Consider the following 15,831-nt stretch of genomic DNA (forward strand, 5'->3'; position numbering starts at 1 on the left):
CCCGCCTACTGTCCTCCCCATGGCAACGGTGACGATCGTCGACGAGACGACCAGTGGGGATCGCGGGGCGGGCTGGGGGATCGAGATCGCCGAGGAGCGGCTCACGGTGGGTGAGCTGATCCGGCGGCGGGTCTTCCAGGAGGTCGCCGAGTACAACGCGCGCATGCCGCGGGTGTTCCAGGGGCTGGTGCAGCCCGAGGACACCGAGCGCGTCCTGAACGGCTACGCGCTGCGCACGCCCCGGCGGATAGACCCCGAGGCGCAGACGGCGCTGGCGCTGAAGGCGTTCGCGGGCAACGGCTTCCTGGTGCTCGTGGGGGACCGCCAGGTCACCGGCCCCGACGAGGAGATCGACCTCGTGCTCGGCACCGAGGTCACCTTCCTGAAGCTCGTCGCGCTGGTGGGGGGCTGACAGCCGTGCGGACGAACACGTACGCGGAGCGCGTCCGCGCGCACGCCGCCGACGGGAACATGGGGAAGCTGGCCGACGAGGCGCTGAAAGCCGCCGTCGCCGCCAAGGGGCACTGGGGCGGGCTCTGGACCGAGATCACCGACGCCCTGCGGGACCTGCCCCGGGAGGACCGCGTCCGCCTCGCCGGCGCCCTGGCCGAGCGGTACCACTCGCTCGGCGAGGACTCGGACGCCCGCCGCAACCTGCTCACCCTGATCGACGTCGTCGCCCAGGACCTGCCCGGCGACCCCCTCGCCACGGAGCGGCTCAAGGAACTGGAGCGCATCGGCGGACAGCACTCGGTCTGGTACGGCTCCCGCCTCGACGTCCTCGCCGAGGCCGAGCTGGCCGCGGGCCGCGCACTGCCCCCGGCGGTCGTCGCCGTCTACCGTCGCTCCGCCCTGGAGGCCTACCGCGCGCCCGGCCTCACCGAACTGGCCGGACGGCTCACCGAGCCCGTCCTCAACGTCGGCGAGGAATGGGCCGAACACGCGATGCGGCACGACGACGGCCCGGACGGGCCCTGGCACGCCCTCCTCGCCCACGCCGCGACCGCCACCGCCTCCAAGCCCACAGCCAAGTGGGACAAGCGGGCCCGCGCGCTGGTCGACGCCCTCGGCGCGGACCGCGTGCGCGCCGCCGTGCTGCCCTGGCTGGCGCTCGTCGGCCGCCCCCGGACCTTCCCGCTGGACAACGGGCCGTACGGGCCCGACGTCAACAGCGCCTACGACCCGTACAACGCCAACGCCCTGCGGGGACTCGCCTGGCTGCTCTCCCTGCTGCCCCCGCACCCCGAGACGGCACGCACGCTCGGCACCCTCGTCGAGACCTCCCTGAGGAAGGTCGCCGGCCTCGGCCCCCGCAACCCCAAGGTCGCGAACGCCGGCGTCGTCGCCCTGGCCCGCGTCGACAGCGAGGCCGCCCTCGCCGAACTGGCCCGGCTCGCCACGAGGGTGACGTACAAGAACACCGCCAAGCTGATCGACGGCGCCCTGGAGGCGCGTGCCACCGCGCTCGGACTGCCCCGTGAGGAGATCGAGGAGCTGGCCGTCCCGGCGTACGGGCTCACCGAGGTCGGCGGCGCCGAGCTGCGCCTCGGCGAGGCCACCGCGGTGATCGGTGTGCGGGGCACCCGGGCCCTGCTGAGCTGGCGCAACGCCGCGGGCACCCCGGTGAAGACCGTCCCGGCCGCCGTCCGGCGCGACCACGCCGACGAGTTCAAGGAGCTGAAGGCCGCGGTCAAGGACATCGACAAGATGCTGTCGGCGCAGAGCGAGCGCCTCGACCGGCAGTTCCTCGCCCGCCGCACCTGGACCTACGGCCCCTGGCGCGAGCGCTACCTGGACCACCCCCTCGTCGGCACGCTCGCCCGCCGGCTCATCTGGACCGTCGACGGCACCCCCGTCGGATTCGCCGACGGCGAGCTGCGCACGCTGACCGACACCCCGGTCACCACAGGCGAGCGCGTCGAGCTGTGGCACCCCGTGGACCGCGATCCCGCCGAGGTCGTCGCCTGGCGGGACTGGCTGGAGCGCCACGCGGTCACCCAGCCCTTCAAGCAGGCGCACCGCGAGGTGTACCTGCTCACCGACGCCGAGCGCGCCACGGGCACGTACTCGAACCGGTTCGCCGCGCACGTCCTGCGCCAGCACCAGTTCCACTCCCTCGCCGCCGTCCGCGGCTGGCGCGACAAACTGCGGCTGTGCGTGGACGACGAGGCGCCGCCCGCCACCCGGGAGCTGCCCCAGTGGGGACTGCGCGCCGAGTACTGGATCGAGGGCGAGGGCGAGGAGTACGGCGTCGACACCACCGAGTCGGGCAGCTATCTGCGGCTGCGCACCGACCAGGTGCGCTTCTACCCGATCGGCGCCCCGGAGAACTCGGCGCACTGCGGCGGCGGCGAGTACCGCATGTGGCTGCGCGACGGCGAGGAGCCCGTGGAACCGCTGCCGCTCACCGACATCCCGCCCCTGGTGCTCTCCGAGGTGCTGCGCGACGTCGACCTGTTCGTCGGTGTCGCCAGTGTCGGCAACGACCCGACCTGGCAGGACGGCGGCCCCGGCGGCCGCTTCCGCGAGTACTGGACCTCGTACGGCTTCGGCGAGCTGAACCAGAGCGCCGAGACCCGCCGGGCGCTCCTCGAACGCCTGATACCCCGGCTGGCGATCGCGGACCGCTGCCGTCTGGAGGGCCGCTTCCTGCACGTCGCGGGCGACCGCCACCAGTACAAGATCCACCTCGGCTCGGGCAACATCCTGCGCAGCCCGAACGACCAGTACCTGTGCATCGTCCCGAAGGCGGGCACCGGCGGCTCCGGCTACCTGCCCTTCGAGGGCGACCGGACGCTGGCCGTCGTGCTGAGCAAGGCGATGCTGCTGGCGGACGACCTGAAGATCACCGACCCGACGATCCTGAGCCAGCTGTAGCCGGGCCCCCGCACGCCCCCGAACGCCGAAGGCCCCGCTCCCGGGAAGGGAACGGGGCCTCGGACCGGGCTCGGCCGGGAGGTCAGATGCGGCGCGTGATCAGCGCGCGCTTGACTTCCTGGATCGCCTTGGTGACCTCGATACCGCGCGGGCAGGCGTCCGTGCAGTTGAACGTCGTGCGGCAGCGCCACACACCGTCCTTGTCGTTGAGGATCTCCAGGCGCTGCTCGCCCGCGTCGTCACGCGAGTCGAAGATGAAGCGGTGCGCGTTCACGATGGCGGCCGGACCGAAGTACTGGCCGTCGTTCCAGAACACCGGGCACGAGGACGTGCACGCGGCGCACAGGATGCACTTGGTCGTGTCGTCGAACCGCTCGCGGTCCTCGGCCGACTGCAGACGCTCGCGCGTGGGCTCGTTCGTCTCCTTCGTGATGAGGAAGGGCATCACGTCGCGGTACGCCTGGAAGAACGGGTCCATGTCGACCACGAGGTCCTTGAGCACCGTCAGGCCCTTGATGGCCTCGACCGTGATCGGCTTCTCGGGGTTGATGTCCTTGATCAGCGTCTTGCAGGCGAGACGGTTCTTGCCGTTGATCCGCATGGCGTCCGAGCCGCAGATGCCGTGCGCGCAGGACCGGCGGAACGTCAGCGTGCCGTCGAGGTCCCACTTGATCTTGTGGAGGGCGTCGAGGACACGCTCCTTCGGGTCGATCTCCAGCTGGAAGTCTTCCCAGGTCGCCTCGGCCGAGATCTCCGGGTTGTACCGGCGGATCCGGAAGGTGGCGGTGATGTAGGGGGAATCGGCGAAGCCCGCCTCGGGCTTGCCGGCGCTGTCCGCCTTGTCGAGGGTCGGGGTAGCCATCAGTACTTACGCTCCATCGGCTGGTAGCGGGTCTGGACGACCGGCTTGTAGTCGAGACGGATGGACTCGGTGCCGTCGTCGCCGACCTCGCGGTACGCCATGGTGTGGCGCATGAAGTTGACGTCGTCGCGGCTCGGGTAGTCCTCGCGGTAGTGACCGCCGCGCGACTCCTTGCGGGCGAGCGCGGAGACGGCCATGACCTCGGCCAGGTCGAGCAGGTTGCCCAGCTCGACGGCCTCCAGCAGGTCCGTGTTGTACCGCTTGCCCTTGTCCTGGATCGAGACGTTGCGGTAGCGCTCGCGCAGCTCCGCGATCTTCTCGACCGCCGTCTTGATCGTCTGCTCGGTGCGGAACACCATCACGTTGGCGTCCATGCACTCCTGGAGTTCCCGGCGGATGTCGGAGACCCGCTCGGTGCCCGTGGAGCTGCGCAGCCGCTCCACCTGGGAGACGACCAGCGAGGCCGGGTCCTCGGGCAGCTCGACGTACTCGGCCCTGGCCGAGTACTCGGCGGCGGCGATACCGGCCCGCTTGCCGAACACGTTGATGTCGAGCAGCGAGTTGGTGCCCAGGCGGTTGGCGCCGTGCACCGAGACGCAGGCGACCTCGCCGGCGGCGTACAGGCCCGGGACGACCGTGGTGTTGTCCGCGAGGACCTCACCCTGGACGTTGGTCGGGATGCCGCCCATGGCGTAGTGCGCGGTGGGCTGGATCGGGATCGGGTCCGTGTAGGGCTCGATGCCGAGGTAGGTCCGCGCGAACTCGGTGATGTCCGGCAGCTTCGCGTCGAGCTGCTCCGGCGGGAGGTGCGTGAGGTCGAGGTAGACGTGGTCGCCCTCGGGACCGCAGCCACGGCCCTCACGGATCTCCGTGTAGATGGAGCGCGAGACGACGTCACGGGACGCGAGGTCCTTCATGACCGGCGCGTACTTCTCCATGAAGCGCTCGCCGTCCTTGTTGCGGAGGATGCCGCCCTCACCGCGGGCGCCCTCCGTCAGCAGGATGCCCATGCGCCAGATGCCGGTCGGGTGGAACTGGAAGAACTCCATGTCCTCCAGCGGCAGCCCGCGCCGGTACACGGCGGCCTGGCCGTCACCGGTCAGGGTGTGCGCGTTGGACGTCACCTTGAAGAACTTGCCGGTGCCGCCGGACGCGTAGATCACGGCCTTCGCCTGGAAGACGTGGATCTCGCCGGTCGCCAGTTCGTAGGCCACGACGCCCGCGGAGACCTTGACGCCGTCGACCTCGGTGATCAGCTGGTCCAGGACGTAGAACTCGTTGAAGAACTCCACGCCCTCCTTGACGCAGTTCTGGTACAGCGTCTGGAGGATCATGTGGCCGGTGCGGTCCGCGGCGTAGCAGGACCGGCGGACCGGGGCCTCGCCGTGGTTGCGGGAGTGACCGCCGAAGCGGCGCTGGTCGATGGTGCCGTCCGGGGTGCGGTTGAACGGCAGGCCCATCTTCTCCAGGTCGAGGACGGAGTCGATGGCCTCCTTCGCCAGGATCTCGGCGGCGTCCTGGTCGACCAGGTAGTCACCGCCCTTGACCGTGTCGAAGGTGTGCCACTCCCAGTTGTCCTCCTCCACGTTGGCCAGCGCGGCGGCCATGCCGCCCTGCGCGGCGCCCGTGTGGGAGCGGGTCGGGTAGAGCTTCGTCAGGACGGCGGTGCGGCTGCGCTTCGTCGCCTCGATGGCGGCGCGCATGCCGGCGCCGCCGGCGCCGACGATGACGGTGTCGTACTTGTGGATCTTCATGATTCTCGCAGCCCCGTGCCTAGCGGATGTTCGGGTCGAAGGTGAAGATCACCAGCGTGCCCAGCAGGATGGTGAACACCGTGGCGGTGTAGAGCAGGCCCTTGAGCCACAGCCGGGACGTCGTGCGCTCGGCGTAGTCGTTGATGACCGTGCGCAGGCCGTTGGCGCCGTGCAGCATGGCGAGCCACAGCATGGCCAGGTCCCAGGCCTGCCACCACGGGGACGCCCAGCGGCCGGCCACGAAGGCGAAACCGATCTTGGACACGCCGCCGTCGAGGACGAGCTGGATGAGCAGGTGGCCGATGACCAGGACGACCAGGACGATGCCGGACAGGCGCATGAAGAGCCAGCCGTACATCTCGAAGTTGCCACGGGTCGACTTCGGGGTCTTCTGGGTCCGCTTGCGCGGGGCCTCGATGAGGGGCGCCGGGTTGTCGACGCTGTACAGCGAGGCGCCCTCGACGGGGCCGATACCGGAGGTGGTGGTCTCAGTGGACATCGGCGTCAGCTCCCGAATACTTCGCGGAATGCGTGACCGAGGACCGGGTACAGCGCCCCGGCCATCAGCACGACCCAGATACCGACGACGGACCAGAGCATCTGCTTCTGGTAGCGCGGGCCCTTCGACCAGAAGTCGACGGCGATGACACGCAGGCCGTTCAGCGCGTGGAAGAGGATGGCGGCCACGAGGCCGTACTCCAGCAGCGCGACGATCGGGGTCTTGTACGTGGACACGACCTTGTCGTAGTCCTCGGGGGAGACACGGACGAGAGCGGTGTCCAGGACGTGTACGAACAGGAAGAAGAAGATGAGGACGCCGGTGACTCGATGAGCCACCCAGGACCACATTCCTTCCCGGCCGCGGTACAGCGTTCCAGCCGGCACGGAAGAACCCTCCGGGAGCGGGGATTGGGGCCGCGCCGGCTTCTGTGTCGGACGGGCCCGGCCGGGTACGGTCCACCGGCCCCGGCCATCGTAGCGACGAGTTGTCGGAACGCTTACAGCGGGCCCGTCTGTGTGATCAAACAGGCAATCAAACAGGCACGTACGGGCTATCAGGTCGGCCCGAATCCGCCGATTCCGGGCGTGCGGCGCCTGGGGCGCCCGGATCGTCGGGGCCTTCGAACGTGTGGACAAGACGCGCAATCCGGCCACGGGCGAGTCGCCTGAGTTCCTCGGCCGCCAGGACCCGCTCCTCCTCCGGGTCGTTGCCGAGCCGGGAGCGGATTCCGGCCAGTACCTGGTCGAGGGCCTCGTCGGGGGCGAAGTCGTCCAGGCAGATCACGAAGACATGCCCGAAACGGCTCTCGTACGCGGCGTGCGCGGCGCGGAGGGCGGTGTGGGCGGCGGAGTAGGCACCCTCGGGCAGGACCGTCAGCGACTCGCCCGCCAGCGCCTCGGCGAGGTCGGCGGCGGTCAGGTCGTACGCCGCCTCGTCGGCCGCGGCGAGCAGTGCGCCCAGGTCGGGGTAGGGCCGGTGCTCGGACAGGCGCCGGGCCCAGCGCGGGCTGCGCAGGCAGCTGAGCAGCGTCTGCTCGACGGCGTCGGCCGGTGCCGCGTTGAACGGCTCCAGGCGGGCCGGGGACCGGGAGGCACCCTTCTGCTCGGGCAGGGCGACCTGGCCGGGCAGGTGGGGGAGACGGTGCGAAGGCAGCGTGGGTCCTCGGCGATGGGACGGTGACGCCCGGGGGACGGCACGTGCGGGTCGGCAGGGAAAGGTGTGACAGATGTGCCGCCACGCTATCGATCCCGATCAGGACCTGTTCGAAGAATGCCGGGAATTCACCCGCACGAGAGAGTTTCGATACATCCGGTGGACGGTGGGGAGGCGGAGACGTTGGCTTGGGTTCACCGTGGAGGAGTAACAGGAGGTGTACGAGAGAGCCGTACGGGTGCTGCACCAGGAAGGCGTAAGAGGCTGTGGGTGACGTGGAGTGGACCGTGGTGGCCGAGGCGTGGGGCGTGACGCGGTGAGCCGGGGCAGGCGGCGGGCGCCCGGCCGGGCGCGGCGGCGGCCGGTCGGCAGGAACGGCGTGCTGGCCGCCGCGGGCGTGCTGGTGGCCGGCGCCACCGCGGCGACCTTCGCGTTCTGGCCGTCCGGCGACGGCGGGCCCGCCGGGGCGGCGGCCCCCACGGAGCGCGGTTCGGTGGCGTCGAGGGCCCCGGCCTCCCCCACCCCCTCGCGCTCCTACGCCCTGTCGACGACACCCCGCACGATTCCCGCCGTCCGCGAGCACACCCCGGCCCGCGGCCCCGGCTGGCGTCCCGCGACGGGCGGGCGTGTCGTGGTGGACGACGCCGGACTGGAGGACGAGGGACGGCTGCTCGCCGGTGAGCTGAAGCTGTCGTACGCGGGGGAGACCGAGGCGAGGGACGGCGACGTCCGGCTGACCCTGAACGGCGCGGACGACGGGGGCGCGAACCCGGAGTCGTACACCCTGACGGTCAAGAACCGGCGGGTCACCATCGCGGCCCCCGGCCAGGCGGGCGTCTTCTACGGCACGCGCACCCTCAAGCAGGAGGTGCACGGCGGCGGCACGGCGGCCGAGGGCGTCGTCCGCGACCAGCCGGCCAAGCCGCAGCGCGGGCTGATGCTCGACACGGCCCGCAAGCACTTCACGGCCGCCTGGATCGAGGACCGGATACGCGAGCTGGGCGACCTCAAGTTCAACCAGCTGGGGCTGCACTTCTCCGACGACCAGGGTTTCCGCATCGAGTCGGACACCCACCCGGAGATCGTCTCCAAGGAGCACCTCACCAAGGCCGAGGTCCGCCGCATCCTGAAGCTCGCGGCGAGCCGGCACATCACCGTCGTCCCCGAGATCGACTCGCCCGGCCACCTCGGCGCGGTGCTCGCCGCCCACCCCGACCTCCAGCTGCGCAACACACAGGGCGTGCCCACCCGCGGCGCGATCGACATCTCCAAGCAGGCGTCAGCGGACCTGCTCGACGACCTGCTGAACGAGTACGCCGAACTCTTCCCCGGCCCGTACTGGCACGTCGGCGCCGACGAGTACCAGGCGCTGACCGTGTCGAACCCGGCGGCCTCCTTCCCCCAGCTGGCCACCGCGGCCGTGAACTCCTTCGGCTCCGGCGCGGGCATCGCCGACCTGGCGACCGGCTGGCTCAACGACCGCGCCGACGTGGTGCGCGGGCACGAGCGGACCGCGCGGGCGTGGAACGACGGCTTCTTCGACGGGGGCAAGGTCCAGGCGGACGACGACATCCAGGTCGCGTACTGGACCGGCAAGGAGATCGGCGCGCGGCAGCCCGTCGAGTACCTGAGCGCCGGCCGCAAGGTGATCAACTACAACGACGAGTACCTCTACTACGTGCTCGGCGAGCCGCAGACCTTCGTCTACCCGACCGGGCAGCGCATCTACGAGCAGTGGACCCCGCTCGTCCTGCGCGGCAGCGCGCCGGTGCCCGCCAAGTACGACGGCCAGATCCTCGGCGGGAGCTTCGCGGTCTGGTGCGACCTCTCGCAGTCGCAGACGCAGGAGCAGGTGGCCGCCGGGATCCGCATGCCGCTGGCGGCCACGGTCCAGAAGCTGTGGGACCCGGACAAACCGCCGCTGTCCTGGCCGGACTTCCAGAAGCTGGCGAACCGGCTGCGCTGATCGCTCTGGACGCCGGGCGCGGGCGGACCGTAACGTCCGCGTGCCGGAGCGGGTCCTGGGGAGAGGTCGCGCCCGGCTTCCTCGTCACCGCGCCCCCGGGGGGACCACTCCGTCATGCCCTGCTCGCACTGCCGCCGCGCCGCCGCGCCGCCCGGCGAGACCCTCTGCCACGACTGCGCGGCGACCGCACCGGCCGAGGTGAGCGCACCGGCCGAGCCGCTCGCGGCGGTCGGCGCGGCCACGGTCCCGGCACCCGGGACGGCGGCCGGACCGCCCGTGACGCCGCCGCCCGTGGTCCCGGACGGCCCGTCCGTCGCGCGGCCCGCCCCCAGGCCGCCGGGGGTCAGGCCCCTGCACTCGCCGCAGGGGCCGCTCCTGCTGCGCTCACCGGTCGGCCTCGGTCAGGCGACGGCCGTACTGCTCGGCCTCGTGGCCGCCGCCGACCTCTTCGCGCTCGGAGCGGAGTACGCCGTGCGCGACGTCGTCGGCCGCGGCGCCGCCGGTGTGGCGGACCCCGGCCTCCTGGAGGCCGCCGACCGCGCGGAAGCGCTGTACGACCTGGCGGGGACGGTTCAGACCGCCCTCCTGACCGCCACGGCCGTCGTCTTCCTCGTCTGGTTCCGGCGGGCGCGGGACAACGCCGAGGTGTTCGACCCGCACGGGCACACGATGGCGCGCGGCTGGACCTTCTGGAGCTGGTTCGTGCCGCTGGTGAACCTGTGGTTCCCGCGCCGGATCATGATGGAGATCTGGGACGCGAGCCGCCCGTCGGGCGTCCCGGGCCGGCGCGGGCTCGTCAACTGGTGGTGGGCGTGCTGGGTGATCAGCCTGACGGTCGACCGGCTCGGGCGCCTCGACTACCGGGAGGTGGCCGGGACGGCCGCCGCCGACGCTCAGGTGCTGGTCGAGACCATGATGTTCACCGACGTGGTCCAGCTGGTGGCCGCGGTGTTCGCGGTGCTGGTCGTCCTGCGGCTGACGCGTATGCAGGACCGGAAGGCGCACGAGGGGGCGCTCCCCGCCGGCTTCTGAGGGGATGGCCGCCGGACCCCGGTTCGCGCGGATCGTCCGTATCTCTGGCGGACGGGCGTTCGGGTGTGGTCTATTCGGCGCAAGCCGAACCAACACCGGGGGGGGGGACCGTCCGATGGCCGAAAACGCCCTGTTCCGGTTACTCGACCCGCTCGGAGTGGTGCTCCTGTGACACTCCGGGCCCGTTGCACGCAGTAAGGGGAAGTGCGGGCTCCGTAAGAAAAGGACGCCCTGTCGAGGGACTTCTTGGGATTTCGAGGGAGGCGTTGATGAGCCTGGTGGAACTGGTCGCGCAGGCCGACGACCGTGGCCTGGCGGCGAGTGGGCTGGCTTGTTTGGATCGCTGCGTGCCGCTGCTGGGCGGTGACGACGAGATCCTGCGCCCGCTGTGGGCGAGTCTCGTGGACGGCGAGGCGTGGCAGGACCGGCTGGAGCAGGCCCGCGCGAAGCTGGACCGCGGCGTCCCGGAACCGGCGCTCACCGACGAGGACGAGGCCGCCCTGCTCGCCCGCCGCATGCTCGACGCCGTGCCCGCGCCGCCCACCGGGCCGGCCGTGCGCGCCTGGGCCGACGCGTGCTCGGTGGCGGCCCTGCAGATCCACCGGCTGCTGGACGTGGGCGACGACGGCACGTCCTCGGTGACCGCCCGCCGGGAGGGCCGCACCGACGGCATGTCACCGCTCGTCGCGGCCGAACTGCGGCGCCAGGTCACCGTCCTGGAACTCCTCGCGGACCACGGCGCCGGCGGTCTGCGGCTCGCCCTGGACGTGTCGACGGAGGGGCGGCGCGTGCTGCGCGCCGTGGTGTCGCGGCGAGCCCGCGGACGGGTGTGAAACCCGGCTCCCGCGAGAGTCCTGTGACCGTCCCGGGGCGGACGTGGGGGCGGTGCGGCGATCCTGCGCCGGTGTCGCCGCCACCGCGCGTCGGCAGTGACGATTCCCGCTCCGGGCGCGCTCTTGGGAGTGTGACTGCACAGCAAGCAACCAGGCCCTCGTCCGCAACGAAGCCCGTGCGTTGGGCGGCGGACGCTGTCGCGGCGATGCGCGAAGGTGCGCGGCTGCGGCTCGACTACTCGGCGCAGAGCCTCTGGCGCGTCGACCGGATGATCGAGGAGATTCGCCGGGACGGGGCGCCGTACGCCGCCGTGGAGAGCGTGCTGCGCGGATTCGGCGCGTACGCCGGTGAGGTCGTCGTGCGGCAGACCGGCGCCGAGTGGTGGGAGACGGGCGGCGACCACTGGGTCCGCACGCCCGACGGGAAGCTGTGGGACCCCATCGACGAGGCCCGGCGCAGCTACGCGGGCGAGGGCTCGCTGCGGCTGCTGTGCCGGGACGCGACAGCGCGGCCGTGACCCCTGCTCACCGGGGTCACGGCCGCGCTGTCGGACGCGGGCGGTGCCGCCTTACGGCGTGAGCACCTGGCCCAGGCGTGCGGCCGTCGCCGTGCCCAGCTGGGTGACCCCGTAGTACGCGGACTTGGCCGGCGCGGCGGCACCGCCGGGGACCGGCACGTACAGCAGGGTGCCGTTGCCGGCGTCCTCACCCTCCGCGCCGATGGTGAGGTCGGCGTAGCCGTCACCCGTGACGTCGGTCAGCGAGAGCGCCGAGCCGAGCTTGTCGTCCGTCTCCGTGGAGCCGGGGACGCCCTCCGTGTCCTGCGAGAGCGCCACCGAGCCGTCGCCGGTGACGCCCGTGGAGGTGCCCTTGAGCAGCCACACCGAGCCCGCGTTGGAGCGGTTCTTGGTGTCCCGGGTGATGTCCTCGTTCGGGGCGCCGGTGAGGACGTCCGCGTAGCCGTCGGCGTTGAAGTCGCCCACCGAGACCGAGGTGCCGAAGGCGTCGCCCGACTCGGAGGCGCCCTCCACACCGGTGGTGGACTGGTGGACCGCCGTCAGGCCGGTCGTGGTGAAGCCGGTCGACGTGCCGGGGACCATCGTGATCTGGCCGCCGGAGTTGCCGCCGGACTCGCCCGTGTACGGCTGGCCGACCACGATGTCGTCGTAGCCGTTGCCGTTCACGTCGCCCGCGGCGATGGACCGGCCGCCCTTGACGGTGAGCGTCGACACCTTCGACAGGCCGAGCGTCTTGGAGCCCTTGAACCAGGTCACCTTGCCGGCCCCGGACGCGTCCCGGTAGTTGAGGGCGACGTCCGCGTAGCCGTCCCGGTTGAAGTCGCCGGACGCGGCGTCCGCGTAGGCCAGGGCGCCGGTGACGGTGGTGATGTCGCCGGCGACCTCGTGGCCGTCGCCGAAGCGGGCCGCCCAGTTGCCGCCGGTGCCGGTGGCCGCCGTGAAGACGTCCGCCTTGCCGTCGGCGTTGAAGTCGCCGACCGCGACGGTCGCCCCGAACCGCGCGCCGTTCGGGTTGTAGTCGTCGCCCAGCGCCATCGTGTCGGCGCCGGTGTCGAACGTGGGGCCGTACAGGATCGTCACCGCGCCGCGGTCCGCGTGCGTGGTGTCGTCCTCGCCGGGCGCGCCGATCGCGAGGTCCGCGACCCCGTCACCGTTGATGTCGCCCCAGGCGGTGGCCGCGCCCCACTGGTCGCCGGACTCGGCGGCGCCGGGGACACCGGCGCTGCCCTGGTTGAGCTTGAGCTTCGCGGCGGAGACGGGACCGCCGGTCCCGCCGGGCACCAGCGTGAGCCAGCCGCTGCCCTCCTTGGCCGTGGGGGCGACCAGGTCGCTGACGCCGTCGCCGGTGTAGTCGGCGGTCGGGGCCGCGGAGTTCCGGCCCGGGCTGGAGGCGTAGCGGCGGATCTCGGTGAGCTTGGCGTACAGGTTCTTGCCGGGCGAGGTGGTCGTCTCGACGTCCTTGTACCCGGCGATGGTCTTGAGCGTGACCTGCGTGCCCTCGGCGTACTTGCCGGTGTCGGCGTCGGCGGTCAGGGTGACCGAGCCGCTCGGGTCGCCGCCGTACTGGCCGAGCTTCCAGGCGGCGAGACGCGCCACCGCCTCCACCGCGGCCCGCGACGGCTTGCCCGCTGCCCTGACCGGGGTGCTGGTCGCGTCGCCCTCGAAGTCACCGAGGACGGCGACGCCCATCGAGGCGCCGTTGAAGCCGTACGTGTGCTCGCCGCGCACCGACAGGTCGATGCCGCCCGCGCGGCCCTCGAAGATCCGGCCGCACTTGTCGACCAGGAAGTTGTAGCCGAGGTCGTTGCGCTTGCCGACCTGGATGTCGTACGCCATGAGACCGCGTACCAGGGACGCCGACTGGGCGCAGCTGTAGTCGTTCGTGCCGCCGGTGTGGTGGACGAAGACGGCGTCGATCTCGTCGGCGTACTCCGGCGCGTCCGCCACCGTCGACTCGTTCGCGCCCCACGCGGAGCGCGGGACGACGACCGGCTGGACGACGGTCGAGGGTCGCGGGGAGGGAGCGGGCGACGGGGTCGCGCTCGGCGACGCGGAGGCGGACTCCGGCGCCGACTCGGACTCGGTGGCCGACGCGGGCGGGCTCGCGGGGTCGGACGGGTCCGCGGAGTCCGTCGGCGACGCGGAGTCGGTGGGCGAGGCCGGGTCGGTGGGGTCGGTCGGGCTGTCGACGAAGGCCGCGTTGCTCAGGCTGCCGCTGTCGACGGTGCCGTCGGCCAGGTCGGCCCCGGTGCCGGTCCCCGCCCCCGCGGTCCTGGCCTCGGCGGCGGTCATGCCCGGGTCGACCAGGTTGACCTGGAGTCCCTTGGGCAGCTCCGCGCCGGTGGAGCCGTCGGCGGCGAGGATCCGGGCCTGCACACCGTCGCTCGGGCCGACCCACAGCGGCCGCGAGACGCCGCGGGCCTCCTGCGCGCCCGGCTCGGCGCCGTCGACGGGCCGGAAGGCGACGTCGAGGCTCTGCCAGCCGGTCCACCGTCCGGTCGCGCTGCTGCGGGTGCGCACCTGGGCGGTCCCGTCCAGCTCGGTCTTCGCGCCGGTCCACGAGACACCGACCAGCGAGAAGGCGTCGGTGCCGGTCCTCGGCAGCTCCCGCGCGCCCGCCGCGCCGCTCTTCAGCGCGAGTCCGTGCACCGTCACGGGCCGCTTGCCGCGCGCGGCGTCGGCCGGGCCGTCGCTGGGATTCGCGACGGCGTACGTCACGACACCCGCCCCACCCAGTACGACGGCCCCGAGCGTCAGCCATGTCCTCCGCTTCAGGCTCAACGGCTTGTACGCATGGGTCTTACGGCGACTCAAATGCCCCACCCCTAGATGAACTTCACATAAAGATCACCCATCACACAGGTGACCCTCCATTTCAGCTCACCGGGGCGGGTGCACATCACCGCCGGAAGGTGTGCGCTACATCACTCTTGCCCGTGCGGGCTTCCCATCGGCCCGGAAACGGTTCTGACGGTGCCTCGCACAGCAGTCCGGAGAGTGACGTTCCGCGGCTCCGATCCGCTGGGTGTGCCAGAGACGTGCGGAAGACGCGCGGGACACGTGCGGGATGCGAGGGGGGCTCGTGGCGAAGCGGGGCGAGGTCGACGCCCGGATGCGGTGGCAGGCGGCGGAGTTCGTGCGGCGGGCCACGGCGCGCAACCGGCTGCCCCTGGACTACTCCGTGGACAGCCTGCGGGTGGTCGACTTCATCGTGGACGGGGTCCGCAAGGGCGGGTCCGAGCGGGCACGCGTGCACGACGTGCTGTTCGGCCTCGGCGTCTACACCGGTGAGGTGTTCGTGCGGCGGGCCGGCGGCGTGTGGGTCGAGTTCGACGCCGCGCAGCGGGAGTTGTTCGGGCAGCCGGTCGGGGTGCGGATGCCCGACGGACGGGTCTGGAACCCGCTCGGCAAGGTCGTCAAACGCTTCGAGGTGGGCGCGGCGGAGTCCGTGCGCACGCTGTATCTCCAGGTGCACGGCCGGGCGGCGCGGCCCGCGGGCTGTGACAGGCGGTCCGCGTAGGGCGACTGCCGTGAGAACGGGGACGGCTTGGGTGTCGCGGACGTGAAGGGGCTTCTGACGGGCTGTGACATTTATGTGAGACCTGACGCTGATGACCGTGGGGGGCGTGGACACGGTCGGCCGTGGCACGCGGTGCGGATCCGTGACGACTCGGTGCGAACGAGGACAGTGTTGGGCCAGGGAGGGGAGCCCCGCCGCGTGCAGGCGTACGACGGGGAGCTGGGCGTGGCCGTCGGGCGTGCCCAGGAGGGGGACGAGGCCGCGTTCGCGGTCGCGTACCGGATCGTGCAGCCCGGGCTGCTCGGATATCTGCGCGGGCTCGTCGGGGACGACGCGGAGGACGTGGCGTCCGACGCCTGGCTGGAGATCGCCCGGGACCTCGGGCGCTTCCGGGGGGACGGGGCGGGCTTCCGCGGCTGGACGGCGACGATCGCCCGGCACCGGGCGCTGGACCACTTGCGCCGGCAGCGGGTGCGGCCCAGGGCGACCGCCCTGGAACAGGACCTGCTGGAGCTGCCCGGCACCCACAGCACGCACGACCAGGCGCTGGAGTCCCTCTCCACCGAGTACGCCTTGGAACTGGTCGCCGGGCTGCCGCGCGACCAGGCCGAGGCGGTCCTCCTGCGCGTGGTGGTCGGTCTCGACGGTCCCGCCGCCGCCCGCGTGCTCGGCAAGCGGCCCGGCGCGGTGCGCACCGCGGCCCACCGGGGCCTCAAGCGGCTCGCCCGGGAGCTCGGCGCCCGGGGTGTGACGCATGAGGGCCCCAGGACGCTGGGGGAGTCGGGATGAGCGCCAGGAAGACGAGCGGCAGGAAG

At 72.1% G+C, this 15,831-nt stretch carries 14 protein-coding genes; 8 read left to right on the top strand and 6 right to left on the bottom strand.

The window, feature by feature from the left end; genetic code table 11:
* The first annotated feature begins 19 nt into the window (after nt 1–19).
* Both ACZ4VA_RS22855 and ACZ4VA_RS22860 read left to right on the top strand, forming a co-directional pair.
* Nucleotides 20–412, top strand: a complete 393-nt coding sequence (locus ACZ4VA_RS22855) for a hypothetical protein (protein ID WP_355792956.1) — start codon at nt 20–22, stop codon at nt 410–412.
* A 59-nt stretch (nt 413–471) separates the two neighbouring features.
* Complete coding sequence (locus ACZ4VA_RS22860; protein WP_468082447.1) at nt 472–2,877, top strand: DUF4132 domain-containing protein; 2,406 nt, start codon at nt 472–474, stop codon at nt 2,875–2,877.
* 82 nt (nt 2,878–2,959) lie between these two features.
* Here the strand turns inward: ACZ4VA_RS22860 and ACZ4VA_RS22865 are convergent, their stop codons facing one another.
* From ACZ4VA_RS22865 to ACZ4VA_RS22885, 5 genes are all read right to left on the bottom strand, one after another.
* Nucleotides 2,960–3,739, bottom strand: coding sequence for a succinate dehydrogenase iron-sulfur subunit (locus ACZ4VA_RS22865; RefSeq protein WP_355788563.1), 780 nt, complete (start codon nt 3,737–3,739; stop codon nt 2,960–2,962).
* Nucleotides 3,739–5,493, bottom strand: a complete 1,755-nt coding sequence (sdhA, locus tag ACZ4VA_RS22870; protein ID WP_355788560.1) for a succinate dehydrogenase flavoprotein subunit — start codon at nt 5,491–5,493, stop codon at nt 3,739–3,741. Before sdhA ends, ACZ4VA_RS22865 begins: the two co-directional genes overlap by 1 nt.
* 19 nt (nt 5,494–5,512) lie before the next feature.
* Nucleotides 5,513–5,992: a succinate dehydrogenase hydrophobic membrane anchor subunit gene (locus ACZ4VA_RS22875; RefSeq protein WP_355788557.1), complete on the bottom strand. Its 480-nt coding sequence runs from the start codon at nt 5,990–5,992 to the stop codon at nt 5,513–5,515.
* Nucleotides 5,993–5,997: 5 nt separating this feature from the next.
* On the bottom strand, nt 5,998–6,378 hold the full coding sequence (gene sdhC / locus ACZ4VA_RS22880) for a succinate dehydrogenase, cytochrome b556 subunit (RefSeq protein WP_121405616.1): 381 nt from the start codon (nt 6,376–6,378) through the stop codon (nt 5,998–6,000).
* 148 nt (nt 6,379–6,526) lie between these two features.
* Entirely contained in the window at nt 6,527–7,123 is a 597-nt protein-coding gene (locus tag ACZ4VA_RS22885; RefSeq protein WP_389391249.1) for a 2-oxo-4-hydroxy-4-carboxy-5-ureidoimidazoline decarboxylase, read from the bottom strand.
* A gap of 325 nt (nt 7,124–7,448) precedes the next feature.
* On the opposite strand from ACZ4VA_RS22885, the gene ACZ4VA_RS22890 reads away from it, so the two are divergent.
* The 4 genes from ACZ4VA_RS22890 (at nt 7,449) to ACZ4VA_RS22905 (ending at nt 11,496) form a co-directional block, all read left to right on the top strand.
* On the top strand, nt 7,449–9,113 hold the full coding sequence (locus tag ACZ4VA_RS22890) for a family 20 glycosylhydrolase (RefSeq protein WP_468082436.1): 1,665 nt from the start codon (nt 7,449–7,451) through the stop codon (nt 9,111–9,113).
* Nucleotides 9,114–9,227: 114 nt separating this feature from the next.
* Nucleotides 9,228–10,145, top strand: coding sequence for a DUF4328 domain-containing protein (locus ACZ4VA_RS22895; RefSeq protein ID WP_389391223.1), 918 nt, complete (start codon nt 9,228–9,230; stop codon nt 10,143–10,145).
* A 269-nt stretch (nt 10,146–10,414) separates the two neighbouring features.
* Entirely contained in the window at nt 10,415–10,978 is a 564-nt protein-coding gene (locus tag ACZ4VA_RS22900; protein WP_355794670.1) for a hypothetical protein, read from the top strand.
* A 131-nt stretch (nt 10,979–11,109) separates the two neighbouring features.
* Nucleotides 11,110–11,496 carry a hypothetical protein gene (locus tag ACZ4VA_RS22905; RefSeq protein WP_355794672.1) on the top strand — a complete coding sequence of 129 codons (387 nt, stop codon included), beginning with the start codon at nt 11,110–11,112 and terminating at the stop codon, nt 11,494–11,496.
* A 51-nt stretch (nt 11,497–11,547) separates the two neighbouring features.
* On the opposite strand, the gene ACZ4VA_RS22910 is transcribed toward ACZ4VA_RS22905, so the two are convergent.
* Nucleotides 11,548–14,214: an FG-GAP-like repeat-containing protein gene (locus ACZ4VA_RS22910; RefSeq protein WP_468082437.1), complete on the bottom strand. Its 2,667-nt coding sequence runs from the start codon at nt 14,212–14,214 to the stop codon at nt 11,548–11,550.
* Nucleotides 14,215–14,563: 349 nt separating this feature from the next.
* Here ACZ4VA_RS22910 and ACZ4VA_RS22915 point away from each other — a divergent pair, with 349 nt between their 5' ends.
* Nucleotides 14,564–15,016 carry a hypothetical protein gene (locus tag ACZ4VA_RS22915; RefSeq protein ID WP_388904313.1) on the top strand — a complete coding sequence of 151 codons (453 nt, stop codon included), beginning with the start codon at nt 14,564–14,566 and terminating at the stop codon, nt 15,014–15,016.
* Between the two features lie 171 nt (nt 15,017–15,187).
* Nucleotides 15,188–15,805 carry an RNA polymerase sigma factor gene (locus ACZ4VA_RS22920; protein WP_355790531.1) on the top strand — a complete coding sequence of 206 codons (618 nt, stop codon included), beginning with the start codon at nt 15,188–15,190 and terminating at the stop codon, nt 15,803–15,805.
* The last annotated feature ends 26 nt before the right edge of the window (nt 15,806–15,831 follow it).

The organism is Streptomyces sp. NPDC028308 (assembly GCF_055565855.1).

Excerpts from the sequence above, each read along its gene's own strand:
- ACZ4VA_RS22900 (WP_355794670.1), top strand. The coding sequence starts at position 10,415 with ATGAGCCTGGTGGAACTGGTCGCGCAGGCCGACGACCGTGGCCTGGCG.
- ACZ4VA_RS22865 (WP_355788563.1), bottom strand. The coding sequence starts at position 3,739 with ATGGCTACCCCGACCCTCGACAAGGCGGACAGCGCCGGCAAGCCCGAG.
- ACZ4VA_RS22860 (WP_468082447.1), top strand. The coding sequence starts at position 472 with ATGGGGAAGCTGGCCGACGAGGCGCTGAAAGCCGCCGTCGCCGCCAAG.
- ACZ4VA_RS22855 (WP_355792956.1), top strand. The coding sequence starts at position 20 with ATGGCAACGGTGACGATCGTCGACGAGACGACCAGTGGGGATCGCGGG.
- sdhA (WP_355788560.1), bottom strand. The coding sequence starts at position 5,493 with ATGAAGATCCACAAGTACGACACCGTCATCGTCGGCGCCGGCGGCGCC.
- ACZ4VA_RS22915 (WP_388904313.1), top strand. The coding sequence starts at position 14,564 with ATGCGAGGGGGGCTCGTGGCGAAGCGGGGCGAGGTCGACGCCCGGATG.
- ACZ4VA_RS22875 (WP_355788557.1), bottom strand. The coding sequence starts at position 5,992 with ATGTCCACTGAGACCACCACCTCCGGTATCGGCCCCGTCGAGGGCGCC.
- ACZ4VA_RS22895 (WP_389391223.1), top strand. The coding sequence starts at position 9,228 with ATGCCCTGCTCGCACTGCCGCCGCGCCGCCGCGCCGCCCGGCGAGACC.